The organism is Corynebacterium flavescens (assembly GCF_008693105.1).
GTDB lineage: Bacteria > Actinomycetota > Actinomycetes > Mycobacteriales > Mycobacteriaceae > Corynebacterium > Corynebacterium flavescens.
On the sequence record NZ_VXKK01000042.1, the window covers coordinates 102,804 to 126,851 of the forward strand.

The 24,048-nt window shown below is 64.6% G+C and carries 20 protein-coding genes; 4 read left to right on the forward strand and 16 right to left on the reverse strand.

Translation table 11 applies throughout. The annotated features are described in order from the left end of the window. The first annotated feature begins 18 nt into the window (after positions 1 to 18). Complete coding sequence (locus F4V60_RS10690; RefSeq protein WP_075730561.1) at positions 19 to 879, forward strand: HhH-GPD family protein; 861 nt, start codon at positions 19 to 21, stop codon at positions 877 to 879. Here F4V60_RS10690 and F4V60_RS10695 read toward each other — a convergent pair. The 4 genes from F4V60_RS10695 to F4V60_RS10710 all read right to left on the reverse strand — a co-directional run bounded on the left by F4V60_RS10695 (position 853) and on the right by F4V60_RS10710 (position 7,011). Then, positions 853 to 2,172 (reverse strand): threonine/serine exporter family protein, encoded by a 1,320-nt coding sequence (locus tag F4V60_RS10695; RefSeq protein WP_075730562.1) that lies wholly within the window; start codon positions 2,170 to 2,172, stop codon positions 853 to 855. The two genes, F4V60_RS10690 and F4V60_RS10695, sit on opposite strands and share 27 nt — an antisense overlap. A gap of 3 nt (positions 2,173 to 2,175) precedes the next feature. Next, the gene (locus tag F4V60_RS10700; protein ID WP_075730563.1) at positions 2,176 to 2,346 is read right to left on the reverse strand and encodes a DUF4236 domain-containing protein; all 171 of its coding nucleotides are present in this window, start codon (positions 2,344 to 2,346) and stop codon (positions 2,176 to 2,178) included. A gap of 311 nt (positions 2,347 to 2,657) precedes the next feature. Beyond that, complete coding sequence (locus tag F4V60_RS10705; protein WP_075730564.1) at positions 2,658 to 5,417, reverse strand: ATP-dependent Clp protease ATP-binding subunit; 2,760 nt, start codon at positions 5,415 to 5,417, stop codon at positions 2,658 to 2,660. Positions 5,418 to 5,568: 151 nt separating this feature from the next. Further along, entirely contained in the window at positions 5,569 to 7,011 is a 1,443-nt protein-coding gene (locus F4V60_RS10710) for an MDR family MFS transporter (protein ID WP_075730565.1), read from the reverse strand. A 218-nt stretch (positions 7,012 to 7,229) separates the two neighbouring features. Between F4V60_RS10710 and F4V60_RS10715 the strand changes: the two genes are divergently transcribed. Next, complete coding sequence (locus F4V60_RS10715) at positions 7,230 to 8,666, forward strand: GuaB1 family IMP dehydrogenase-related protein (protein WP_075730566.1); 1,437 nt, start codon at positions 7,230 to 7,232, stop codon at positions 8,664 to 8,666. Between the two features lie 12 nt (positions 8,667 to 8,678). Here F4V60_RS10715 and lysS read toward each other — a convergent pair whose 3' ends face one another. Next, complete coding sequence (gene lysS / locus F4V60_RS10720; protein WP_075730567.1) at positions 8,679 to 10,247, reverse strand: lysine--tRNA ligase; 1,569 nt, start codon at positions 10,245 to 10,247, stop codon at positions 8,679 to 8,681. Between the two features lie 215 nt (positions 10,248 to 10,462). Between lysS and F4V60_RS10725 the strand changes: the two genes are divergently transcribed. Then, positions 10,463 to 12,553 carry a PhoX family protein gene (locus tag F4V60_RS10725; RefSeq protein WP_075730568.1) on the forward strand — a complete coding sequence of 697 codons (2,091 nt, stop codon included), beginning with the start codon at positions 10,463 to 10,465 and terminating at the stop codon, positions 12,551 to 12,553. An 80-nt stretch (positions 12,554 to 12,633) separates the two neighbouring features. Beyond that, positions 12,634 to 13,596: an HNH endonuclease signature motif containing protein gene (locus F4V60_RS10730; RefSeq protein WP_075730569.1), complete on the forward strand. Its 963-nt coding sequence runs from the start codon at positions 12,634 to 12,636 to the stop codon at positions 13,594 to 13,596. On the opposite strand, the gene F4V60_RS10735 is transcribed toward F4V60_RS10730, so the two are convergent. The 11 genes from F4V60_RS10735 to tilS form a co-directional block, all read right to left on the reverse strand. Then, positions 13,593 to 14,519, reverse strand: a complete 927-nt coding sequence (locus F4V60_RS10735; protein WP_075730570.1) for a 2-dehydropantoate 2-reductase — start codon at positions 14,517 to 14,519, stop codon at positions 13,593 to 13,595. The genes F4V60_RS10730 and F4V60_RS10735 overlap by 4 nt on opposite strands. A 40-nt stretch (positions 14,520 to 14,559) precedes the next feature. Beyond that, on the reverse strand, positions 14,560 to 15,342 hold the full coding sequence (locus F4V60_RS10740) for a pantoate--beta-alanine ligase (RefSeq protein WP_075730571.1): 783 nt from the start codon (positions 15,340 to 15,342) through the stop codon (positions 14,560 to 14,562). After that, on the reverse strand, positions 15,339 to 15,995 hold the full coding sequence (locus tag F4V60_RS10745; protein ID WP_174775513.1) for a 6PGD fold domain-containing protein: 657 nt from the start codon (positions 15,993 to 15,995) through the stop codon (positions 15,339 to 15,341). The genes F4V60_RS10740 and F4V60_RS10745 overlap by 4 nt, the downstream gene beginning before the upstream one ends. A gap of 2 nt (positions 15,996 to 15,997) precedes the next feature. Then, positions 15,998 to 17,218 carry a DUF6779 domain-containing protein gene (locus F4V60_RS10750; RefSeq protein ID WP_075730572.1) on the reverse strand — a complete coding sequence of 407 codons (1,221 nt, stop codon included), beginning with the start codon at positions 17,216 to 17,218 and terminating at the stop codon, positions 15,998 to 16,000. A 61-nt stretch (positions 17,219 to 17,279) separates the two neighbouring features. Beyond that, positions 17,280 to 17,762, reverse strand: a complete 483-nt coding sequence (locus F4V60_RS10755; RefSeq protein ID WP_075730573.1) for a DUF3180 domain-containing protein — start codon at positions 17,760 to 17,762, stop codon at positions 17,280 to 17,282. Continuing rightward, positions 17,759 to 18,247, reverse strand: coding sequence for a 2-amino-4-hydroxy-6-hydroxymethyldihydropteridine diphosphokinase (folK, locus tag F4V60_RS10760; protein WP_075730574.1), 489 nt, complete (start codon positions 18,245 to 18,247; stop codon positions 17,759 to 17,761). The genes F4V60_RS10755 and folK overlap by 4 nt, the downstream gene beginning before the upstream one ends. Then, positions 18,247 to 18,618 carry a dihydroneopterin aldolase gene (folB, locus tag F4V60_RS10765; RefSeq protein WP_075730575.1) on the reverse strand — a complete coding sequence of 124 codons (372 nt, stop codon included), beginning with the start codon at positions 18,616 to 18,618 and terminating at the stop codon, positions 18,247 to 18,249. The genes folK and folB overlap by 1 nt, the downstream gene beginning before the upstream one ends. A 19-nt stretch (positions 18,619 to 18,637) precedes the next feature. Next, complete coding sequence (gene folP / locus F4V60_RS10770) at positions 18,638 to 19,528, reverse strand: dihydropteroate synthase (RefSeq protein WP_075730576.1); 891 nt, start codon at positions 19,526 to 19,528, stop codon at positions 18,638 to 18,640. A gap of 44 nt (positions 19,529 to 19,572) precedes the next feature. Next, positions 19,573 to 22,482 carry an ATP-dependent zinc metalloprotease FtsH gene (ftsH, locus tag F4V60_RS10775; protein WP_075730577.1) on the reverse strand — a complete coding sequence of 970 codons (2,910 nt, stop codon included), beginning with the start codon at positions 22,480 to 22,482 and terminating at the stop codon, positions 19,573 to 19,575. A gap of 12 nt (positions 22,483 to 22,494) precedes the next feature. Further along, positions 22,495 to 23,082: a hypoxanthine phosphoribosyltransferase gene (gene hpt / locus F4V60_RS10780; protein WP_075730578.1), complete on the reverse strand. Its 588-nt coding sequence runs from the start codon at positions 23,080 to 23,082 to the stop codon at positions 22,495 to 22,497. Positions 23,083 to 23,097: 15 nt separating this feature from the next. Further along, positions 23,098 to 24,039: a tRNA lysidine(34) synthetase TilS gene (gene tilS, locus F4V60_RS10785; RefSeq protein ID WP_075730579.1), complete on the reverse strand. Its 942-nt coding sequence runs from the start codon at positions 24,037 to 24,039 to the stop codon at positions 23,098 to 23,100. Between the last annotated feature and the right edge of the window lie 9 nt (positions 24,040 to 24,048).

Consider the following 24,048-nt stretch of genomic DNA (forward strand, 5'->3'; position numbering starts at 1 on the left):
TCTAGACTGATTGGCTTGATGGATACGCAAGCTCTATTGGTCTGGTTTCAGGCCGCCGAACGCCCGCTGCCCTGGCGCAAAGAGGGCACGAGCGCCTGGGGAGTGCTGCTCAGCGAGGTCATGAGCCAGCAAACCCCCGTCGCCCGCGTGGCTCCCGTCTGGGAGGAGTGGATGAGCCGCTGGCCCACCCCGGCCAGCTTCGCGCGCGCCTCTCGCGCCGAGGTTCTGCGCGCCTGGGGCAAGCTGGGCTACCCGCGTCGCGCCCTGCGGCTGTGGGAGTGCGCGCAGGTGCTGGGGGATGAGCCTGTTCCAGACGACGTCGACAAGCTTTTGGCCCTGCCGGGCATCGGGGACTACACCGCGCGCGCCGTGGCCTGTTTCCACTATGGCCATAACGTGCCCGTGGTCGATACCAACGTCCGCCGCGTCTATGCGCGCGCTGTCAGCGGCACTTTCCTGGCGCCGGGGGCGTCGAAGAAGGAGCTGGGGGAGGTGGCCACGCTCCTGCCAGAATTGCAGGGACCCCGGTTCTCCGCCGCTCTCATGGAGCTCGGCGCCCTGGTGTGCACCGCCAAGAACCCCGACTGCGCGCACTGCCCGCTGCGGCCAACCTGCGCCTGGTTCCAGGATGGCTGTCCGCCGCCGAACGAGCAGGAACTCGCCCGTGCGAAGAAAAAAGTCCAGAAGTTCCAAGGCACTGACAGGCAGGTGCGCGGGCTCATCCTCGACGTGCTGCGAGCGGCCGCCCACCCGGTTCCTCAGGCCGACATCGACGTGGTCTGGCCCGACGCCGCGCAACGCTCCCGCGCCCTGGCATCCTTGCTTGACGACGGCCTCGCCGAACAAGACCCCTCAGGACTCTTTCGCCTGCCCCTCTAGAGGCGGAGAATGGCGATGGTTGAAGTCAATGAGATGCCCCAGCGCCCAATCGCGGTCCGTGATGAGCCGCGCCACGATGAGGCCAGAGCCTATGGCCAGCACCACCATGCAGGCGGTGGCCAGATTGCTCAAGGCCTGGTCCATGTTTCCGGCGTTGAGGTGATAAACCGTGCGAAACATCGCCGTGCCCGGAATCATGATGACGGAGGCCGGAACCGTGGTGGTAATACGCGGCAGATGCGCCCGGCGCGCGGCCACCGCGCCCAGCATCCCCACGATCAGCCCGCCGATGAAGGCCGCCATGTACGCCGTGCCGCCGAACTCCGCGAGAAAGATGCGGGTCATATTCGCCACGGTGCCCACGCATGAGGCCACCAGCACCATCCGCCGCGAAGAATTAAAGAGGAAAGCAAAGCCGGCGATGCCACAAAAGCTCGCCGTGGCTGCGGCGGCAAACCACAAAGGCTGCGGATCGGGCGTACCAGGCCTGGGCGTGAGCTCCGTGAACCAGGTGACCATGGTGACGGTAAACGTCGCCGCAATGATGACCGTGACCGCATAAGTCAGGCGCGCCATACCCGCCTCGAAGTCGAAGCGGGCTAAATCAATGAGCGCCGAGAACAGCGGGAACCCCGGAATGAGGAAGAGAACCGCCGCCACGTAGCCGGAGGAATAATCCGCCGAATCCGCCACGCCCAGCGCGTCTAAGGCCTCAGTGCTGAAGAAGTAGAACAGGCTGGCCACCGTGCCCGCGGCGACGATGCACCCCAGCTGGTGCACGTGCTGGCGGTGCAGTCCCCACCGGGCAAACTGGCCCAAGAAGGCCGAGATCGCCACCAGACCCACCGCATAGGCCGGGAAGTAATTCAAAACAGCGAAGGAGGCACAGGCAACAGCTGCCGCGCAGGCCAAAATCCACCCATTCCAGCGCTTGACCACGTTGGACTCGATCTCGTCGAGCATGGCCGTGAGCTCTTCTGCCGTGATGCCATAGTGCAGCCGGTGGTGAGTGAGATCCTCGAGTGCCTCAATGCGCGAGGCATCCACCGCCGGCGAATGCTGCTGCGCCACCACGGTGCGAAAGGAACGCCCCTGGTGGAAGGTGCACGTAATCTGGGTGACCCCAACATTGGCATCAAGCCTGTCAAAACCCAACGCGCGCGCAGCGCGTTTCATGCCGCGCAGCACGCGGTAGCCAGAGGTCCCCGCCCCCATCAGGAGCATGCCAAGGCGCAAAACAACGTCCGCCTCAATACCCATGCGGACGTAGTTGCTACCGGGTTGAAAGGACATGAATTAACGCCAACGACCCCGGAAGTTCAGCCCGCCGGGCAAGTTAATCCACATGCCGCCACGGGAATTGAAGGTCACCGGGCCCACTTTCGTAGAAAGCGAGGCGCCCGATCCAGAGACGTTGATCCAGCTATTCTTGCCGGTCTTTTTGCGTGAACGATATTGAAGGCCCATGCCTTAAACTCTAGCGCAACTGCGCCCCGCGGCCACTTCATCTTGGCTAGCCTAGGCCGATGCTTTTCTCACTGCACCAGTCTCCCCGGCCTGGTCTTTTCGCCGCCGCCTCTACGCAGCCTTTAGCTCCCGCGCCGGAATCAACCACGCCGTCCCTTTCATCGGTTCCGTGCCACGCGGGCTGGGCTACCTCATTGAGCGCTTCAACGATGTGCCCGCCCCTACCAACTGCGAATAGGAACACACAATAGAGATCGCAGAAAGCCGCGAACCTGTACAAGGTTCGCGGCTTTCTGCTGCTAACTCAGGCGCTAGCGCGGCTGACCAGCACCAGCCGGTGGCGGGTTCTGCCCGTCATCCGTGGAGCCGGACGATGCCGGAGCCTGCGGCAGCGTATCCGGAGACAAATTGTCGCCCTCCGGTCCGCCGTGGATGTCATCATCGATCTCGGTGGCGACTTCCTCGTCGTGCTCGCGCACCTCGGTGTCCTCGAGCTCCTTCTCGTTGCTGAAGGCACCCTCCGGCAGCGGCTTCGGGTGCGGAGTGAAGGTGAAGCTGGCCTTGGAGTTGTCCTTAGACTCTCCATCCCAGTCCGCAACATCGACGGCGATGATCTCCCCGGCGCCAATCTCTCCGAAGAGGATCTTCTCCGAGAGCTGATCCTCGATCTCGCGCTGGATGGTACGGCGCAGCGGACGAGCACCGAGAACGGGGTCGAAGCCACGAGCGGCCAACAGGTCCTTGGCCTTCTGCGTGAGCTCGATGCCCATGTCGCGCTCCTCCAGCTGCTTTTCCACACGCCCGATGAGCAGCTCCACCATCTGAACGATCTGCTCGCGGGTGAGCTGGTGGAAGACCACGACCTCATCGATACGGTTGAGGAACTCAGGCCTGAAGTGCTTCTTGAGCTCGTCATTGATCTTGTTCTTCATGCGGTCATACTGCGCATCCGCGTCCGTCTCCGAGGAGCCGGTGAATCCCAGGCCGACGGCCTTGGAGATGTCCTGGGTGCCCAGGTTGGAGGTGAAGATCAGCACGGTGTTCTTGAAGTCAACGACGCGACCCTGGCCATCGGTGAGACGGCCATCCTCGAGCACCTGCAGCAAGGTGTTGTAGATCTCCTTGTGCGCCTTCTCGATCTCGTCGAAGAGGACCACAGAGAATGGCTTGCGGCGGACCTTTTCAGTCAGCTGGCCGCCTTCCTCATAGCCCACGTATCCCGGAGGTGCACCGAAGAGACGGGAGGCGGTGAATCGATCATGGAACTCACCCATGTCGATCTGGATAAGATCATCATCCGAACCGAAGAGGAAGCTGGCCAGCGCCTTCGAAAGCTCCGTCTTACCCACGCCGGAAGGACCGGCGAAGATGAAGGAACCGGAGGGACGACGCGGATCCTTCAGGCCTGCACGGGTACGACGAATCGCCCGCGAGACGGCGCGAACCGCCTCATCCTGGCCGATGATCCGCTTGTGCAGCTCATCTTCCATGTGCAGCAGACGGGAGGATTCCTTCTCCGTGAGCTTGAGAACCGGAATGCCGGTCCAATGAGCCAGAACCTCGGCGATCTGATCCTCGCCCACCTCGGCGATTTCCTCGAGGTCGCCCGAGCGCCACTGCTTTTCCTTTGCTTGGCGCTCCTCCCCCAGCTTGCGCTCCTTATCGCGCAGGCCGGCGGCCTTCTCGAAGTCTTGAGCGTCAATGGCGGCTTCTTTTTCCTTGCGGACCTCCGCGATGCGGTCATCGACCTCGCGCAGGCCCTCCGGCGCAGTCATGCGCTTGATGCGCATGCGGGCACCGGCCTCATCGAGAAGGTCCACTGCCTTATCCGGCAGGAAGCGATCATTGATGTATCGATCCGAAAGCGAGGCCGCGGCCTTGAGCGCATCATCGGTATAGGAAACGCGGTGGTGCGCCTCGTACTTATCGCGCAGGCCGCGCAGAATGAGGATGGTGTCCTCGAGCGAAGGCTCGTTGACCTGCACCGGCTGGAAACGGCGCTCCAGTGCCGCGTCCTTCTCGATGTGCTTGCGGTACTCATCCAGCGTGGTGGCGCCGATGGTCTGCAGCTCACCGCGGGCGAGCTTGGGCTTGAGCAGGGAGGCCGCGTCAATAGCGCCCTCGGCTGCACCGGCACCGACCAGGGTGTGGATCTCATCGATGAACAAGATGATGTCACCACGCTGGTTAATCTCCTTGAGGACCTTCTTCAGGCGCTCCTCGAAGTCACCGCGGTAGCGCGAACCGGCCACCAAGGAACCCAGGTCCAAGGAATAGACCTGCTTATCCTTCAGGGTCTCCGGCACGTTGCCGTTGACAATATCGAGGGCGAGGCCCTCCACGACGGCAGTCTTACCAACGCCGGGCTCGCCAATGAGCACCGGGTTATTCTTGGTGCGCCTAGACAGCACCTGCATGATGCGCTCAATCTCGGACTCGCGCCCCACAACGGGATCGAGCTTTCCATCCTTCGCAGCCTGGGTAAGGTTGCGCCCGAACTGGTCAAGCACCAAGGAGTTAGAGCGCTCGCCGGTAGAGGTGGCCTGCGGGCCACGCATGCCGGGCTGGCCGGTTCCAGCGCCGACGGGGCCGGAGCCCTGTGCAGCGCCTTCCCCGCCTTCGCCCGATCCACCCTCATAGCCCGAGAGCAGCTGAATAACCTGCTGGCGCACGCGCGGCAGATCCGCACCCAGCTTAATAAGAACCTGCGCGGCCACGCCCTCACCCTCACGGATGAGGCCAAGCAGGAGGAACTCTGTGCCAATGTACTTGTGGCCCATCTGGAGGCCTTCGCGCAGGGAAAGCTCGAGGACCTTCTTGGCGCGCGGAGTAAAGGGGATGTGCCCGGTATGGGGCTGCGTGCCCTGGCCGATGATCTCCTCGACCTCGCGGCGTACATCCTCCAGCGAAATGCCCATAGATTCCAGGGCCTTGGCGGCTACGCCTTCGCCCTCGTGGATGAGTCCGAGCAGAATATGCTCGGTACCGATGTAATTGTGGTTGAGCATGCGCGCCTCTTCTTGCGCCAAAACGATGACGCGGCGGGCACGGTCTGTAAACCTCTCGAACATAGCTATCTACCTTTGCGATTTCGCTCTTAATGTGTCATCTACTCTAACGCGCCTTGAGCCCACTCAATCCCAGGTTTTCCGCCAAGCACCCGCAAAACGCTTCTTTGTGCAGCTCAAAGGGGTGTACGCCGGTAGCGAACACCCCTATTTATCAGTGAGATTCCTGCGTGGGCACCCGCCGCAGCAGCGGGGCCAAGATGACCACGGCTACCGCCAGCACGCAGCCGAAGAGGAATGCCCACTGCGTGCCTTGGGCCGTGGCGGCGGCCTGGTCAAGGCCAGACTGTATTCCGGCGTTGGTTCCGCGGGTCAAGAAGACCACCAAGAAGGCGGTTCCCACCGCACCCGCCAACTGCTGGAGGGTATTCATGATGGCCGAGCCGTGGGAGTAAAGATCCTTCGGCAGCGAGGAGAGCGCGGTCGTCATCAGCGGGGTCATCATCAGGCCCATTCCGAGAGCAAAGAGGACGTGCATGCCCACCACCATCCAGACCTGCGAGTCTTCATTGAGCGTGGACATCAGAAAGATGCCTCCCGCGAGCATGAGGGCGCCGGGGATGAGGAGGGGGCGGGGGCCGTGGGCGTCGAAAAGCCGGCCCACCGCGGGGGAAATCACGCCCTGCAGGAGACCGCCGGGCATGACCACCAGCCCCGTTATAAGTGCACTGACCCCCAGCGAGGTCTGCATGAAGATCGGAAGCACGGTCACCGAGCCAAGCATCAGCCCAAAGGAAACAAGCATGATGGCCACGGCGATTGTGTAGCTGCGCACGCGGAAAGGCCGCAGATCCAACAGCGCGCGGCCTTGCTTGGCCAGCGCAATCTGGCGGCGGGTAAAGATGACGAGCGCCACCGCGCCACACGCCGCGGCGATGATCTCCACCGCCCCGCGTCCCTCGAGGATCTTCTCAATCGATGACAGGCCATAGACCAATCCGCCAAAGGCGACAGCGGAAAGGATCACGGAGGCCACATCCAGCGGGGTATCAAAATTCTTGCCCACATTGACCAGCTTGGCGTAGCCCAGACCCGCCGCCAGCGCGACCAACGGAACCATTGCCCAGAAGATGACGTGCCAGGTGGCAACGTTAATGATGGCGCCGCCCACCGTTGGCCCCAGCGCGGGAGCCACGGAAATGACGACGGAGATAACCCCCATCATGGTCCCGCGCCGCTGCGGCGGCACGAGGTTCATCGTCACAGTCATCAGCGTGGGGATCATCAGGGCCGTGCCCACGGCCTGAATCACGCGCCCCGCCAACAAGACGATAAAGGCCGGAGCTATCGCCGCAACCACGGTGCCGACGAGAAAGAAGCCCGTGGCGCACAGGAAAATCTGGCGCGTGCTGAAACGATCAAGCAGGTAGCCGGTGGTCGGGATGACCACGCCCATGGTCAACATGAAACCGGTGGTCAGCCACTGGGCGGAGGTGGCCGGGATGTCGAAATCAACCATGATCGAGGGCAGCGCCACCGACAAGGAAGTCTCATTCAAAATCATGATCATCGCCGCGAAGACGAGGATTGCGAGGTTGATAATCACCTCGCGAGTAAGTTGAGAACCGGTCTCCGGCCCCTGCTTTTCAGAAGACAAAACGCGCTGACAAACCTTTCCTTTTTGCACAGGCGCACTGGGCTTTTTCAACCCCCCCAAGCGCCCGAAAACGACAAGAGTGCACGCTACCATGGCCGCGCGACAAGCGCCTCACCGCCGCCGCACAGACCTAGCGTCCAAAATTGGAGGGGCGAATAAAGGGTAGGATTGCGGCGTTTGATTCTCTAGCACACCCCGCGCTCGAAGGAGCACAAAAGATGCACTTCCTCAACGATTCCCGCCCGCCCTATGAACTTACTTATTCCGATGTATTCATGGTGCCCAGCCACTCCGACGTCGAGTCGCGCATGGCCGTGGATTTGCGCAGCGGCGATGGCACGGGAACCACCATCCCGCTCATCGTGGCCAACATGACTGCCGTGGCGGGTCGGCGCATGGCTGAGACCATCGCCCGGCGCGGCGGCATGGCCATCTTGCCCCAGGACGTCCCCGTCAGCGCCGCAACCGAGACCATCCACTCGGTCAAGTCCGCGCATTTGGTCTATGACACTCCCATTACCGTCAAACCACACCACACCGTGGGCTATACCGATAACCTCCTGCACAAGCGCGCGCACGGCGCCGCCGTGGTGGTTGAGGACAACATGCCCATTGGTCTGGTCACAGCCAAGGATCTGCGCGGTCAAGATAACTTCACCAACGTCGGGCAGCTGATGTCGGTGGACCTGCTCACCCTCCCCGTGGGCATCGACCCGCAGGAAGCCTATAGCTTGCTGCGCCGCGCCTCCCGCAAGCTGGCGCCCGTGGTCAACGAGGACGGAACCCTGGCCGGCATCCTCACCCGCAAGGGTGCGCTGCGGGCGACGATGTACCAGCCGGCCGTCGACAAGCAGGACAGGCTCCGGATCGGCGCCGCCGTGGGCATCAATGGTGACGTGGAATCGCGCGCGCAGGCACTTGTCGACGCCGGGGCAGACGTCCTCGTCATCGACACCGCGCACGGCCATCAACAGCGCATGCTCGGCGTGCTGCACCGCATCAAGGCACTGGGGCTGGGCGTGCCACTCGCCGCCGGCAACATCGTCACCGCGGCCGGCGTCACCGAGCTTGTCCAGGCAGGGGCCGACATCATCAAGGTGGGCGTGGGTCCGGGCGCAATGTGCACCACCCGCATGCAGACCGGCGTGGGCCGGCCGCAGTTCTCCGCGGTGCTCGAATGCGCCGCAGCCGCCCGCGAGCTCGGCGCGCATGTCTGGGCCGATGGCGGCGTGCGCGACCCGCGCGACGTGGCGCTCGCACTGGCGGCCGGAGCCTCCAATGTCATGATCGGTTCCTGGTTTGCCGGGACCTTCGAATCCCCCGGTGACCTGCACCGCGACGCCGACGGCGCCTTCTACAAGGAATCCTTCGGCATGGCCTCGCGCCGCGCCGTGCGCAACCGCAACTCTGATACCGAGGCCTTCGAGAGGGCGCGGCGCGAGATCTTCGAAGAGGGGATTTCTACCTCGCGCATCTACCTCGACCCGGAGCACGGCGGGGTGGAGCACCTCATCGACCGTATTACCTCCGGGGTGCGCTCTTCCTTTACTTACGCGGGCGCGGATTCCATCCCGCAGTTCCACGAGCGCGCGGTGGTCGGCGTGCAATCCGCCGCCGGCTTTGCCGAGGGGCTGCCGCGCGCGACGAACCGCTAACGCTTGAGGCTATTATCGCTCGGGCTTGACCAGCGGGAATAGCACCGTCTCGCGGATTCCCAGGCCCGTGAGCGCCATGAGCAGGCGGTCGATGCCCATGCCGGTGCCCGCTGTGGGCGGCATGCCCTGTTCCATGGCGGCGAGGAAGTCCTCGTCCAAGACCATGGCTTCCTCGTCGCCGCCGGCGGCCAGGCGAGCCTGATCCTCGAAGCGCTCGCGCTGAATGACGGGATCCACGAGCTCCGAGTAGCCGGTGGCCAGCTCGAATCCGCGCACGTAGAGGTCCCACTTCTCCGTCACGCCGGGCTGGGAACGGTGCTGGCGCGTCAGGGGCGAGGTCTCCAGCGGGAAGTTCTTGACAAAGATCGGCCCCTCGAGCTGATCCTCACACAGGACCTCCCAGATCTCCTCCACCAGCTTGCCGTGGCCCCAGCCGCCATCCTTCGGCACCGCGAGGCCGATGAACTGCGCGATGGCTTTGAGCTCCTCAACGCTGGAGTCAATGGTGACCTCGGGCTGGCCGGGGAACTTGCGCGCCAGGGCCTCGTTGAGGGAGGGATACATCTCAATCTCCGGCCATTCCTCGCCGCCGAGATCGTATTCACTGCCGTCCGCCAAGGTCACCTTGTGGGTGCCAAAGACCTCCATGGCCACGGCCTGGATGGATTCGCGCGTGGTACGCGCGCAATCGTTGTAATCCCCCCACGCCGCATAGGTCTCCAGCATGGCAAACTCCGGCGAGTGCGAGCGGTCGATGCCCTCGTTGCGGAAGTTACGGTTGATCTCAAAGACGCGATCGATGCCGCCGACGACGGCGCGCTTGAGGTAGAGCTCCGGCGCAATGCGCAGGTAGAGGTCGATATCGAGCGCATTGGAGTGCGTGACAAAGGGCCGCGCCGCAGCGCCGCCGTGCAGCGTCTGCAGCATCGGAGTTTCAATCTCGACGAAGCCCTGATCCTCCAGATAGTGGCGCAGCGCACGGATGACGTAGACGCGGGTCAGCGCGTTGCGGCGGGCCTCCTCTCGCAGGATGAGATCGTTATAGCGCTGGCGCACACGCGTATCCTCCGCCATGTCCGCGAAGGCCACGGGCAGCGGGCGCAGGGCCTTGGCGGCCATGGCCCACTTTTTTGCCATGACGGAGAGCTCCCCGCGGCGCGAGGAAATGACGCGACCGCGCACGGAGACGAAGTCCCCCAAGTCCACGTCAGCCTTCCAGGCGGCCAGGGCCTCCTCGCCGACCTCAGCCAGGGAAAGCATTGCCTGCACCTTGGTGCCGTCCCCGTCTTGCAGGGTGGCAAAACACAGCTTGCCTGTGTTGCGCATGAATATCAGGCGCCCGGCAATGGCGACCTCGTCCGAGGTCTCCTCCCCGACCGCCAGGTAGCGCACGCCTTCCTCCGTGCCCGGCTGCTCGTCTGGGCCGAGGACTCGGTACTTGCGGCGCAAATCCGCCAGGGAAATAGTGCGATCTACGTGCACCGGATAGGCCTCGATGCCGCTGGCAAGCAGGCGTTCGCGCTTCTCGTGGCGGATCCGTACCTGCTCGGGAATGTCTTGGGTCTTCTTCTGCTCGCTCACGCTTGTCTAGGGTAGTCGATCCCCTCGACACGGAGCGATTTGACCCTGCCCGCGCTTGGCGAAGCCATTCTTTCACCGTCTATTCATCTCCACGCCACGTGGGTGCAACGGCGGGGAAATGTGGCGAATCTTAAATAGTTGCGTCCCGATCACGCCGAATTCTCTCCCCTGCGGCGTGATCTCGTCTTTTCAACTACACATGGAGCACATTGTCTATGGCACTTCAAGGCCGCAACCTGTTGAGTAAAATGTTCACCTCTTCTCGATCCAGCCTTACCTGTACCTACAAATGCGGAAACGCTTGCTTCGGCGAGTGCGAAAACACCTCTGACAACGCCTACTTCGGCGACCAATTCTCTCGCCGCACCGCACTGCGCGCCGGAGGCCTCACCGTTTTCGCCGTGGGCGGCGCCAGCGCACTAGCCGCCTGTTCCTCCTCCGAGGATGCCTCCTCCCAGGCTGCGGGATCCTCCGCACCGGGAACCACCGAGCCCACGATCGAGCTGACCTCTGCGGAGGGCATGAAGTTCGAGCCCGTCGCCCCCAATACCAAGGACGAGGTCGTCCTCCCCGCCGGCTACGCGCAGTCCGTGCTCATCGCCTGGGGAGACCCCATCATCGAAGGCGCCCCCGAGTTCGACGACAAGAACCAGACCGCCGCTGCCGCCGAGAAGCAATTCGGCTTCAACAATGACTTCGCCGGACTCATCGATCACCCGGATGATGACAACCGCATGGTCTACATGTGCTCCCACGAGTACACCACCGAGCCGATGATGTTCCCCAACTACGATCCCGACAACCCCACCGAGGAGCAGGCCAAGATTGGCTGGGCCGGCCACGGCCACTCCATCGTCGAGGTCTCCAAGGTAGGCAAGACGGGCGAGCTGAAGCGCGAGTTCGGCCCCCTCAACCGCCGCATCACCGCCACCACCCCCTTCGTCCTCGTCGGGCCGGCCAAGGGCAGCGACCTGGTCAAGACCAGCGCTGACCCGCAGGGCGAGCGCGTGCTGGGCACCTTGAACAACTGCTCCGGCGGCATCACCCCGTGGAACACCATGCTCTCCGGCGAGGAGAACTTTGACCAGTACTTCGCCGCCGGGGACAACGTCGACGAGCGTGCCAAGAAGTCCCTTGCGCGCTTCGGCATCAAGGAACCCGAGACCGAGCGCAAGTGGGAGCGCTTTGACAAGCGCTTCGACGTGGCCCAGGAGCCCAACGAGCCCAACCGCTTCGGCTGGATCGTTGAAATCGACCCGCTCGACCCCACCTCCACGCCCATCAAGCACACCGCGCTGGGACGCTTCAAGCACGAGGCCGGCAACATCCACATCACCTCTGATGGCACCGTGGTCTGCTACTCCGGAGATGACTCACGCTTCGAGTACATCTACAAGTTCGTCTCCACCAAGAAGTTCGAGGAAGGCAACCTCAAGCACAACCAGACCATCTTGGACAACGGCACCCTCTACGTAGCCGTGGCCGAGGGCAACTCGCCCCAGGATGAGATTGACGGCTCCGGTGTCCTGCCGGAGGACGGAGCCTTCGACGGCACCGGCACGTGGGTCAAGCTGCTCACCTCCGATACGGAGAACAACAAGTTCGAGTCTCACGTCGATGGCTTCAGCGCCGAGGAGGTCGCCGTCTTCACCCGCGAGGCCGCCGACAAGGTGGGCGCAACCAAGATGGACCGCCCCGAGGACATGCAGGTCCACCCGAAGACCGCCAAGGTCTACGTCGCCTTGACCAACAACTCCTACCGCGGAGCCACCGGCGAGAACGCCAAGAAGAACAAGGAAGACGCCCGCGAGTGGGCACCCATCAAGGAAAACAAGAACGGCCTCGTCATGGAGATCGAGGACGATCACGCCGGCGAGAAGTTCACCTGGAACCTCTTCCTCGTCTGCGGCGACCCCAACGAGGCCAACACCTACTTCGGCGGCTTCGACAAGACCAAGGTCTCGCCGATTTCCTGCCCCGATAACCTGGCCTTTGATAACCACGGCAACATGTGGATCTCCACCGACGGCAACGCCCTCGACTCCAACGACGGCCTCTATGCCGTCACCACCGAGGGAGACACCCGCGGCGAGCTCAAATGCTTCCTAACGGTCCCCGCCAGCGCCGAGACCTGCGGGCCCATCGTCACCGATGAGCGCGTCATGGTCAACGTCCAGCACCCCGGCGAGGCTGACGACGCCACCTTCGAAGCCCCCACTTCGCACTGGCCCGACGGCGGCAACTCCACCCCACGTCCGGCCGTCGTGGTCGCGTGGAAGAAAGATGGCAACATCGGCGTCGAGTAGTTGACACCGCCACGTAGTTATCCACAGGCTGCGCTTTAAGCCCTCGCGCGCTGTGGCCCCCGCGCCTTAGGCTTAGGCCCATGTTGCAGACCTACGCCGCACAGCTGGCCTCGCCGATGGACCTCCTCGGCGAGGCCTTCGGCCTGTCTGAAACCGAACTCCGCGCCCTCGGGCTGCCGGCCAGCGAGGCACGCGAGCTTTTCCATCTGGCCCAGGTCTACTTCGGGCCCACCGCGTTTAGCGCACGTCAGCGTGCCGCCCGCGCTACGGCGCACTCGCTGCCCACGCTCAAACTCATCGAGCGTTACGCCGCCCGTGCCGGCTCTCAGCGCGAGGCCTGGGCGCTGCGCGAGCGCCTGTGCACCGCCGCAGGAGATACCCCACAAATCCAAACTCTGGCACGCTCTTTAGTCCCCGCGCGGCGGCCCCCGCAGCGCGGGGTGCGCCTTACCAGGCGGCGCGACGGCGACTGGACACTGAGCATCACCGGCGAATCTTCGCTCTTGGCGGATGTATATGCGGCGGTGGGCTCGGGTGTGGAGGGCGTCGACAAGCTTATTCGCCATGGTGCAGGGCGGGCGCGGGTGACCACCAACGTCATTGTCACGCTCGACGCGCTTGACCGCATCTTAGACGGCGACGGCGAAGAAGTGACCCTCCGCATGACCAACGGCGCCACGCTGACCGGGGCGCAGCTGCTGCAACGGACGCTGAGCGAGCACGGCTACGCCACGCTGGTGCACCCCGTATCCGGGCCGGTCAATCTCTACCGCACGCAGCGCCTCGCCAGCGCCAAGCAGCGAATCATGGCCAGCGCGCAGAACCCCACCTGCGCCTGGCCCGGGTGCAACCATCCCGCAGACACGGCGCAGATACATCACCTGCGCGCCTGGCATCACGGGGGCAACACCAACGCCGACAATCTCGCGGTGTGCTGCAGTTATCACAACTCCATCAACGACGATGACCCCAACGCACCGCCGCGGCGCGGCCGGCTCGTGCGCCAAGAAGGCCGCGTGACCTGGATTCCGCCCTGGGGCTAACGAGCCTCCAAGACCTCCTGCGCAAAGTCGAAGAGAGGGGTGGCTACCCCTGCGCGCTTGCCCATGCGGCGGATGGCTCCCACCTGCGCGTCGAGCTCGCTGGGAAGCCCGGCCGTGATGTCGCGCTGCATGGACGAGGTGGCCTCGGCATATTGCTGATCCACAAAACCCAGCGTGTCCTCGACCACCGTCTCTGCCAGGTTGACGCCGAGCGCCCGGGCGACGGACTCGACCTCGCGCATGAAGGCTTTAAGTTGCCCGCGGATCGCGGTGCGCAGATAACCAATCGGCTCGTCTACCAACGCGCCGAGCGCGCCCGTCGTGGTAACAAACATGGCCTTGGCCCAAATATCGGCCAGTGCATCGTCCTCCAAGGCGCTGTGCGCGCCGCCCGCCCGCAGCGCCTCGACGAGCTGCTCGCCCGTCCGAAGGGTCCCCTCAGCGTGCTCAGCCTGCGGCAACAGCCCAAAGGCCAGACTCAGCGGGCCCGGATTGCGCTTCACTCGCGCCGGCCCCAGGCGGGTGGCGTAGACGCGCGCGACCCCAGCCAAGACGTTGTCTGCCCCGAATACATCCGCGGCAAGGTAGGGAATCTCCACCGAGTTGTGCGTCGTCACCACGGGCACGCCCTGCAGTTGCGCGCGATCTTCCTCGCTGCCGAAAGTATCATTGTCCGGCAGCGCCTTCGAAGCAATAATCGCAACGTCCAGCCCGCCGAGAGCCTCGCGTGCCTCGGCAAAACTGGCGGTTGCGGTCACGTTGAGGACGGTGGCGCCGGCGGAGTCGATAAGCGTGAGCCCCGTGGTGCGCAACGTCTCTAGGCTCTCGCCGCGTGCCACGAATGCCACGTCATGCCCCGCTTGCTGAAGAATTCCGCCAAAGTACCCGCCGATCGCGCCGGCTCCTAAGATTCCGATTTTCATTCTCCACACCTTACCTGCGCGCCAGGCGGCCGCGAGGGCGTTATCCGTTGTCGATGTTGCGGAACCCAATGCCGATGGGAACGCCAACATTGTCGATGAGGCGCACCCCACCGATGGTCGCGGCGACCAGCAGCCGCGCATCACCAACCTCGGGGGCCGGGCCAAGGTCGCGTCCACGCAAGGCGAGGTACTCCGGTGTCACCCCGGCGGCGTCGAGCACCTGGCGCGCGACGGAAAGCACGGCCTGCGCCCCGTCTTCCGCGGCGTATGCCCCCGCGGTCAGGGCAGCCGACAAAGCGCCGGCGCGCTCACGCTCGGTCGCAGGTACCTCCGCGTTGCGCAGACTCACCGCCACCCCGTCCGGCATGCGCACCACGGGCACACCACGCACACGCACGCCCAGGTGCAGGTCGTTGATGGCCTGCCCCAACGCCACGAGCAACTCGTAGTCCTTCTCGCCCACGAAGACCTCGCTCGGACCGAGCGCACCGATGAGCGCCAGAATGCGCGCGAGCTCCGGGGCGAGGTCCGCCACCGACTCGAGGCCATGGTCGAGCGGGACCACCTGGGTGCGCTGCCCCTTCGGCCACAGGTCGCGGTAAAACCACAGGTAGTCCACCCCCTCCAGCGCAGCGGCATCGACGCCCTCCTCCACCGCGGCAACAACCACGGCGCCACGGCGGCGGGCGGCGGCTCGCACCAGCGCAATGTGCCCGGCATGCACACCTCGCCCCAGCGGCACGAGCGCCACCGGCCGCCCGGTCTTGCGGTAGGCGCTGCCGACCATGCGGATGCGCTCAAAGTCTGTGACAATTTCCGTCATTTGTTCTCCTCCTGCAGGGCCCACAACTCTAGTTCTTCGCGCAATTCGACCTCGCCTAGGCGGCGGGCGCTCTCCAAGTAGCTGCGCCGCAGGCCCGGCTCCTCGATGGCGTAGAAGGCCGCGACGATCTCTTCGCTGTCGACATTGCCAAGCAGTTCCGGCGGCTCGTCCTCAAAAAGATCCGCGTGTCGGGCCAGGCGCCGCAGCATGCGGGCGTAGTAGACCCGCGCCGCCAACCCCGGCCGCTCGGTATCGCGGTACTCGACGGTCGTAGCACCCATTTCGCCCACGATGAGGCTCGCGATGGTCTCACCGAGCTCATCGAGCGCGCTTATCGCCCAGCGCTTCTGCGCGAAGGGGGCAGCCGCAACAGCGACAACGCCGTGCGCCTCGAGCGGGTCGAGGACCTGCACGCCGCGCGAAAGGCACGTATGAATGACGATGAGTCCGTCGAAGACGAAGCTCTCCAGCATCTCGACGGTGGCCTCAAGGCGCGCGTCTCCAACGCCGACAACAAGGGCTTGGAACTCGCGGAGGTCGCCGGGATCCTCCAGCTTGACGACGTCGTGCCCCGCCCCCATCATCCCCTCCACCAGCTCGCGCCCCGCGGAGGAGTCTCCGAGGTGGGCCACTCGCATGCGCGGGGCCTGCATGTCTACTTGCCTTTCTTTTTCATCTCGGCCATGAGCTCCGCGACTGTCACGGAGCCGTCGCGGCGCTGGTCACTGCGGCGACGCCCGCGCGGCTCTGCGGACTCTGCGGTTTTCTGGGTCTCGGTGTTCCAGTGCCGAGCCTCGTGGACGTGAGTATCCTTCGCGGCAAATTGCGTGGTCTCGTCTGCTTCGGCGGCCCAGCGCACGGCCTGGAAGGAATTGGTGTCGAAGCTCGGGCGCTCTGCAGACTTCGCCGCGGACTTCGCTGCAGACCTATCTGCAGTCTTATCCGAGGTCTTTGCTGCAGCGGGCTTCGCACCATCTTCGGGAGCGGGCTCGGCGACAGGCTCTGGCTCTACGGCTTCTGGTTCCGCGACCGGTTCCGTTTGGGCGAAACGCCCGGCTAGCGGCTCAGCGACCGGCTCAGCGACCGGCTCAGCTACAGTCTCCGCAACCGGCTTAGCAACCGGCTTAGCAACCGGCTTAGCAATAGGCTCCGCGGTGGGCTCTGCAACCGGCTCGACAAAAGGCTCGACAAAAGGCTCAGCGGCGGGTTCCGGCGCCGGCGAGGCGGCAGCGCGCGCAGACTGGCGGGGCGCGGATTGATGCTCGCGGATCTTCTCGCTGATGATGTCACTGAGCGGGTTAGCCTCGGCAGAAGCAGAGTGTGCCGCGTTGCCGAGGAGCCCGGAGATGGCCGCCTCGGAGGGCGCGCCGTAGGATTCTTGGGAGTATTCGCGCTCGCTGGCCGCCTTGGCTTGGGCTTCGAGCTCGAGGATGCGCCGCGCCTCGGCGTGGAGGGCAGCTGGCTCATAGGTCAGGTCGCGGCCGGTGAGATCCTCGATCTGAGCGCGGATAGAGGCGAGCTCGCTGCGGATTTCTTCCAGAATGTCGAGGTCGGCTTGGCCGCGGTCGTCTCGGGCGGCGAGCGCGGAGGAGTCGGCGTGGGCGGCGGCGGCATCGAGCTCCGCGCGGTGCGCGCGCTCTTGCAATTCGAGCTTGGTCACAGATTCCTGCGCCTGACGGCGATAGCGCACCACGAGGAAGAAGCCGAGCACCGCTGCCCACAAGGCGGCGACGAGTGCGAGTTTCAGCGCGGCAGAGGAACCGGACACCAGCATGACGATGCTGGCCAGGCCGGCCAACACCACTAGGACAATCAGGCCGATTGAGCCGGCGTCCGGCTTGGATGAGTTGCTATCTTGTGGGCTCCGCGCAGTCATGCCCCCTAATTTACCGCGCCCAACTCAGTATTCAACGTTTATTAGGCACGGCGTTGCGCGCTTAGGCACCGCCGAGGGCGGAGGCGCCGTCGGCAGGCGGGCTCACCTCGCATTGGCGCTCCAGTACGATTCCGGCCACCGCCATCGCGGCCCCGCCGAGGGCGGAGGTGATCACGCCGACGAGGTCGGCTTGCGCGGCGAGCAGCTCCCCTGCGCGAGGTACGACGTAGATGGCCACGCCGAGGTATGCCGCGCCGACGATGGTTCCCGTCCACGCGGAAGCCTTGCCCACCAGCAGGAATTGCGCGACGGTGAGGGGGTTGAGCTGGGAGCTGTCGAGCCCGATGCCGTGGGCGTCTTCCTTGCGGGCCTGGGAGACTTTGCGCGCGAGCACGCCGCAGACCACCGCCATCACCCACAAGGTGATGGATACGGTGGCAGGTATCGCCAGCATGGAGCCGTAGAAGCGGGTGGTGAGCATTGCCGACGCCACCGTCACGAATACGGCGACCCCTACGAGCGCGCTAATCGACGTCCTATTCATCGCAGATCCTCCATTCTCCCCAGCTCGCGCACCGCGGCGACCTCGGCCGGATCCAGTTCCGCGATGAGCGCGGATACGGGGCGCTCTCCCAACTTGGCCTGCGGGTCAGCGGACAGCCAGGGCACGAGCACGAAGGCGCGTTTCTCAGCAAAGGGATGCGGCAAGGTCAGCTCCGGATTGTTGGACTCTACGCCTTCTACCTGCACGATATCGACGTCGAGTGTGCGCGGGCCCCAGTGGCGCAGCCGCACGCGCTGCGCGGCGGCCTCCAGTGCCTGGCCGCGGCGCAACAGCTGCAGCGGGGTCTCGGGCACCTCGACCACGAGCACCGCGTTGAGGAACTCTTCCTGATCTTCTACTCCCCAGGGCGGGGTGGCATATACAGGCGAGGAGGCAACTATCTGGTCCGCGAACTCCGCGAAGACGCTGTCCAAGAGCGCCACGCGGTCCTCCAGGTTGGATCCGATAGACAGTACCGCGCGCATCAGTTGCCCCGCTGCGTTTTCCGGGAACGTCTTGCCACTACGGCCACATCGCCGAAGGTGCGGGGAATGGGAGCCTGCGGCTTGTGCACAGTTACCTCGATGGCGTAGAGGAGCGGGAAGGTCTCCATCGCGGTCTGGGCCACCTCGGTGGCCACGGTCTCGATGAGGTCGCGGGAGGGGCCTTCGACGATGTGTGCGGCGACGTCGGCAAGCTCGGCGTAGTTGATGGTGCGCGCTAGGTCATCCCCGGGGGCGAAGTCGAGCCAGCAGGTGATGTCGACGATGAAGGGCTGGCCGGCGCGCTTCTCCTCGGCGAAGACGCCGTGGTAGCCAAAGCACTCCAGGCCTTTAAGTTCGATGCGATCTGCCATGTGATTTCCTTTCGGGGCGCTACCTGGCGCCGTTGGTATAGATGCCCGTAGCGTTGCGCCCGCCGCGGTAGGCCGCCCCGGCGTTCCAGGCGGCGGCGACGTCGACGGCATCGCGCGAGACTGCCACCTCGTGGACCCGCACGCCCCACGCCCCCAGCTGGGAGGCGATGGCGGTGACCGCGCTGGTCGCCGCGTCTGCCAACAAGGGCCCCGACTCAAGGCCGCGATCATCACGGATGGCGGCGAGGAAGCGCTTGCGCGAGGCCCCGACGAGGATGGGAAACTCGCCCGCGATGAACTCCGGCAGCGCCCGCAGCAGCGCCCAATTGTCCTGCGGTGTCTTGGCAAAGCCCAGACCCGGGTCGAGAACAATGTTCTCGCGGTGAACCCCCGCCTGCACCGCGGAGGCGCTGAGCTGGGCGAGCGCCGCGTGGACATCCGCAACCACATCGCCGGGGTGATGGCTGCCGGCCGCCGAGCCAAACTTGACGGTGCGCCAGTGCATGAGGCACACCGGGATATCCGCGGCCGCCATCGTGGCATACATCTGCGGATCTGCGAGGCCTCCGGAGACGTCATTGATCATGTCCACGCCGACCTTAGCCGCCTCCGCGGCCACCTCGGCGCGCATAGTGTCCACTGAGGTGCGGATTCCCTCTGAATGCAGCGCCGCGATGACTGGCACCACGCGGCGCAGCTCTTCTTCGGCGGACACGCGCACGGCGCCGGGGCGAGTGGACTCGCCGCCGACGTCGACCATGTCTGCGCCCTGCGCCACAAGCTCGCGGGCGTGCGCAAGAGCTGCTTCTACGTCGATAAAGCGTCCGCCATCGGAGAAGGAATCCTCAGTGACGTTGAGGATTCCCATCACCAGGGTCCGGCCCTGCACCGTGAGATCGGCGATACTCATGAGACTATTCTCCTTGCCCGACTCCGGGAGGCGGGGTTCAGCGTCTAACTGCGGATAAGGCTTAAGACCTCGGCACGCGAGGCGGCATTGGTCTTAAACCCGCCGCGCACTGCCGACGTCGTGGTCGTAGCCCCCGGCTTGCGGATACCGCGCATGGCCATGCACAAGTGCTCGCATTCGATGACGACGATGACGGACTGCGCGCCGAGCACCGACACCAAAGCGTCAGCGACCTGACGGGTCAACCTTTCTTGGACCTGCGGGCGCTTGGCGTAGACATCCGCCAGGCGCGCGAGCTTGGATAGCCCGGTCACCCGACCGTCCTTGCCGGGAATATAGCCAATGTGTGCCACACCGAAGAAGGGAACGAGGTGGTGCTCGCAGGTGGAGTAAATGGGAATATCGCGCACGAGGACGAGCTCTTGGTGCTCCTCAGAAAAGGTCTTGTGCAAAACCTCAGTGGGATCCTCGTGGAGCCCAGCAAAGACCTCGCGGTAGGAACGAGCCACCCGCGCGGGGGTTTCCCGCAGGCCCTCGCGGTCGGGGTCCTCCCCTACCGCCAAGAGCAGCTCACGCACTGCTGCCTCTGCTCTATCTTGATCGAAGGCCGCTATGGCCGGAATCTCGCTACTTGTCATCTTTTCCTTCTTCCGCGTGGGGGCCGGAGGCATAAGGGTTCGAGCTCGACTCTTCCACGCCGGGCACAGCCCAGTTATTGCTCGGCTTGGAGTGCCGCCCCCCGGCCAGCTGCGCGGATGGTTCCTGCTCAGGCGCGGTATTCCCTGCGCCCTCGGCGTTCGCGGTACCCTCTGTGCTCTCAGCGTTCTCTGAGCCTTCTGGGCCCGCTTGCCCGCTGAGCTCTCTGTGCTTTCCACAGACTCGTCCACGACGTCGCCCGCATGCTGCCCAAAGTTGAATCCAATCTGGCCCTTGGCTTCCTCGCCTGCTTGGCGGCGTTCCCGGGCGGCACGGGAGGCGTCGAGAAGCGTCATGCGCTTCGGGATTTCCTCGCCGCGCGCCTGGGCCAACTCGACCGGGGTCTTGACCGGCTCGCGCCCCGCCTGGCGGGGGAAGCGATCATCCTCGTTGGGGAAGACATCGAAAGCCGGGCGCGGCTCGATGCCGGTGAAGATGCGCTCGAGGTCCGGCCGGCGCACCGTTTCCTTCTCTAGGAGCAGGTCCGCGAGCTTATCAAGGTAGTCGCGGTGCTGCGCCAGGATGTCATAGGCCTGCTGGTGGGCGCGATCGAGCAGGTAACGCAGCTGATCGTCGATGCGCGCGGCCACCGCGTCGGAGTACTCGATGGAGCCGCCGCCCATGCCGTAGCCAAAGGGATCGCCCTGCTCCTTGCCATACTTGACGGTGCCCAGATCCGGGGAGAAACCGTACTCGGTGAGCATGGAGCGCGCGATCTTGGTGGCGTTCTCAATATCGGAGGAGGCGCCGGTGGTGGGCGCGCCGAAGACTAGCTCCTCGGCCGCGCGCCCGCCCATGGCAAAGACCAGCCGCGCGAAGAGCTCGTCGCGGGTGTACATGCCCTTGTCATCTTCTTGCGCGGTCATGGCGTGACCGCCGGTGCGCCCGCGGGCCAAGATGGTGACCTTGTACACGCGTTCGATGTCCTTGAGCGCCCATGCGGCAAGCGTGTGCCCGCCCTCGTGATAGGCGGTGACCTTCTTCTCGTGTTCGGAGATGATCTTGCCCTGACGGCGCGGCCCGCCGACGACGCGGTCGGTGGCTTCCTCGAGGGCGTCATAAGTAATGACGTTGCCGCCGATGCGCGCGGTGAGCAGCGCGGCCTCGTTAAGCACGTTAGCCAGGTCAGCGCCGGACATGCCGGCGGTGCGCTTGGCCAGCTGGGCCACGTCAACTTCCTTGGCCAGCGGCTTGTCCTTAGCGTGGACGCGCAGGATCTGCTCGCGGCCGGCCAGGTCCGGGTTGGTCACGGGGATCTGGCGGTCGAAGCGGCCCGGGCGCAGCAGCGCCGGGTCGAGGATGTCGGGGCGGTTGGTCGCCGCGATGAGGATGACGCCCTCGCGGTCGCCGAAGCCGTCCATCTCCACGAGCAGCTGGTTGAGGGTCTGCTCGCGCTCATCGTGCCCGCCGCCGGTGCCGGAGCCGCGCTGGCGGCCCACGGCGTCGATCTCGTCGACGAAGATGATGCAGGGACTATTCTCCTTGGCCTGCTTGAATAGGTCGCGCACGCGGGAGGCGCCCACGCCGACGAACATCTCCACGAAGTCCGAGCCGGAGATGGAATAGAAGGGAACGCCCGCCTCCCCGGCCACGGCGCGCGCCAGCAGCGTCTTGCCTGTGCCGGGAGGGCCGTAGAGCAGAACGCCGCGCGGGATCTTGGCGCCTAGGGCGTAGTAGCGGTCCGGGTTGTCCAGGAAGTCCTTGATTTCACGCAGCTCGTCGACGGCCTCATCCGCACCCGCCACATCGGCGAAGGTGTTGGTGGGCATGTCCTTGGTCAGTTCCTTGGCCTTGGAACCGCCGATGCCGAACATCCCGCCGCCGTTTTGCTGCATACGAGACATGAACCAGAACAGGAAGGCGAACAAGATGAGCATGGGCAGCAAGAAGCTAATCATGGAGCCAAAGAAGGACTCTTGGGTCACCTTGGTCTGGTACTTGTCCGCACCAGAATCCTTGACGGCGTTGAAGATCTGCTCGCCGGCACGTGCCGGGTACTTGGCAATTACCTCTTCGACGCCTTCGCGCTCTTCCACCTTGACCGGGTTCTTGAGCTTGAGGCGGACCTGCTGCTCGCGATCGTCGATCTGCGCCTCCGCCACGTTCTTATCCTGCAGCTGCTGGACGGCTACCGAGGTATCGACCGGCATATAGCTGCGGGAATCGTTGGTGAAGAAGGTGAAGGAGTAGATCGCTATGAGGACCAGCGCGGCAATCGCGCCGTAGCGAAGAATGTTCTTGTTTCTCGTAATTTTCATCAATGCGCGACTTTATTGGTTGTTATAAACATCGGGGTGAAGTGTACCCACGTAGGGCAGGTCGCGGTAGTGCTCCGCGTAGTCGAGGCCGTAGCCAATGACGAACTCATTGGGGATATCAAAACCCACCTGCAGCAAGTCAATGTCGGCCTTGATGACCTCCGGCTTGCGCAGCAGGGTAACAACCTCCAGGGAGCGCGGGTTGCGGCCTTTAAGGTTGCGGATGAGCCAGGACAAGGTAAGCCCGGAATCTATGATGTCCTCGACGATGAGGACATCTCGGTCCTCAATGTCGCGGTCCAAATCTTTGAGGATGCGCACTACCCCGGAAGATGAGGTGGCATTGCCATAGGAGGATACGGCCATGAACTCCAGCTGGGAGGGAATGCTAAGCGCACGGGCGAAGTCGGTGAGGAAGAATACTGCGCCCTTGAGCACGCACACGAGGATGAGTTCTTCCTCGGCATCGGCATAGCGCTGCGAGACTGACTGCGCCAGCTCTTTGATGCGGTTGTGGAGATCCTCTTCGTTGATGAGGACGGCTTCGACATCGTTGCCATAGCGATTGGCGGGGACGTTGAAGTCTTTGTTGCTGTGCACTTGCTTGCGCTCCTTTTAGCGTCCGGACAATAGGGCTAGTTTGCCACCAACCCGGGTGACTTCCAACCTTTGCCCCGACTTTGGCTCAAATCCGGGTTCGGCCGCCACGGCGACGGCACCCTGGCCGTGCCACTGGGTGCATAGCTTGGCGATGTCGCGTAGCCCCTGCCGGGTCACCTTCACGTGCTGAGCTACGAGCCAGCTAGCCAAGGCGCGCCGGCGCACCGGCTCGGCCAGGCGCGCGAGTTCGGCGCAGTCCGGGCGCGGGCCAAGCGGGGCGCTGGTCAAGGCGGCGTCGTCAGCCGCGACATCTGCGGCTGCCTGGGCCAAGGCGGGAACGACGTCTCCTCCCACGATATCGTTCAGCTGCGGGAGGATGTCGTGACGCAGCCGGGCGCGGCGAAAGCCCTGGTCAAAGTTCTGGGGATCGCTCCAGGGCTCGAGTCCCAGCTCGGCGCAGGCACCGAGGGTATCGGCGCGGCGCACGTTTAGCAGGGGCCTTAAGATGTGCGCGCCCTCGATCTCGGCGCGCGGGGACATGCCGGAGGCCTTGCCGCGCAGCACGCCCAGCAGGAGGGTTTCTGCTTGATCGTCTGCGGTGTGAGCCACGGCGATAAGGGGCGCGTGCTGCGCCAGGGCGCGGTAGCGGGCCACCCGCGCTGCCGCCTCGAGCGACTCCCCTTCTGCCACCTGCACGGTGAGGACGCGGGCATAAGCCCCCAGTTTTTCGGCCTGGGCGGCGGCGCGGCGCGCCTGGGCAGCCGAGCCTTCCTGCAGCCCGTGGTCCACGCAGAGCGCGGTGACTTCGTGGCCCTCCGCCACCAGCGCGGCGGTGAGTGCCAGGGAATCGGCCCCGCCGGAGAGCCCCACCGCTACCTGGTGGGGAGTGTCTGCGGCGCGCACGCCCTGCCGGCAGGCCAAGAAGTGCGGCGAGTGGCGCGGCCAGAAGGCTTCCATCACGAGCCT

What these genes read in the sequence shown, in the direction of transcription:
- F4V60_RS10745 (WP_174775513.1), bottom strand. Translation starts at nt 15,995, where the DNA reads ATGCAGGCCCCGCGCATGCGAGTGGCCCACCTCGGAGACTCCTCCGCG.
- folB (WP_075730575.1), bottom strand. Translation starts at nt 18,618, where the DNA reads ATGGCAGATCGCATCGAACTTAAAGGCCTGGAGTGCTTTGGCTACCAC.
- tilS (WP_075730579.1), bottom strand. Translation starts at nt 24,039, where the DNA reads ATGGAAGCCTTCTGGCCGCGCCACTCGCCGCACTTCTTGGCCTGCCGG.
- F4V60_RS10705 (WP_075730564.1), bottom strand. Translation starts at nt 5,417, where the DNA reads ATGTTCGAGAGGTTTACAGACCGTGCCCGCCGCGTCATCGTTTTGGCG.
- F4V60_RS10750 (WP_075730572.1), bottom strand. Translation starts at nt 17,218, where the DNA reads ATGACTGCGCGGAGCCCACAAGATAGCAACTCATCCAAGCCGGACGCC.
- F4V60_RS10740 (WP_075730571.1), bottom strand. Translation starts at nt 15,342, where the DNA reads ATGACGGAAATTGTCACAGACTTTGAGCGCATCCGCATGGTCGGCAGC.
- folK (WP_075730574.1), bottom strand. Translation starts at nt 18,247, where the DNA reads ATGCGCGCGGTACTGTCTATCGGATCCAACCTGGAGGACCGCGTGGCG.
- F4V60_RS10725 (WP_075730568.1), top strand. Translation starts at nt 10,463, where the DNA reads ATGGCACTTCAAGGCCGCAACCTGTTGAGTAAAATGTTCACCTCTTCT.
- folP (WP_075730576.1), bottom strand. Translation starts at nt 19,528, where the DNA reads ATGAGTATCGCCGATCTCACGGTGCAGGGCCGGACCCTGGTGATGGGA.
- ftsH (WP_075730577.1), bottom strand. Translation starts at nt 22,482, where the DNA reads ATGAAAATTACGAGAAACAAGAACATTCTTCGCTACGGCGCGATTGCC.
- F4V60_RS10730 (WP_075730569.1), top strand. Translation starts at nt 12,634, where the DNA reads ATGTTGCAGACCTACGCCGCACAGCTGGCCTCGCCGATGGACCTCCTC.
- F4V60_RS10715 (WP_075730566.1), top strand. Translation starts at nt 7,230, where the DNA reads ATGCACTTCCTCAACGATTCCCGCCCGCCCTATGAACTTACTTATTCC.
- F4V60_RS10755 (WP_075730573.1), bottom strand. Translation starts at nt 17,762, where the DNA reads ATGAATAGGACGTCGATTAGCGCGCTCGTAGGGGTCGCCGTATTCGTG.
- F4V60_RS10700 (WP_075730563.1), bottom strand. Translation starts at nt 2,346, where the DNA reads ATGGGCCTTCAATATCGTTCACGCAAAAAGACCGGCAAGAATAGCTGG.
- F4V60_RS10690 (WP_075730561.1), top strand. Translation starts at nt 19, where the DNA reads ATGGATACGCAAGCTCTATTGGTCTGGTTTCAGGCCGCCGAACGCCCG.
- F4V60_RS10695 (WP_075730562.1), bottom strand. Translation starts at nt 2,172, where the DNA reads ATGTCCTTTCAACCCGGTAGCAACTACGTCCGCATGGGTATTGAGGCG.
- F4V60_RS10735 (WP_075730570.1), bottom strand. Translation starts at nt 14,519, where the DNA reads ATGAAAATCGGAATCTTAGGAGCCGGCGCGATCGGCGGGTACTTTGGC.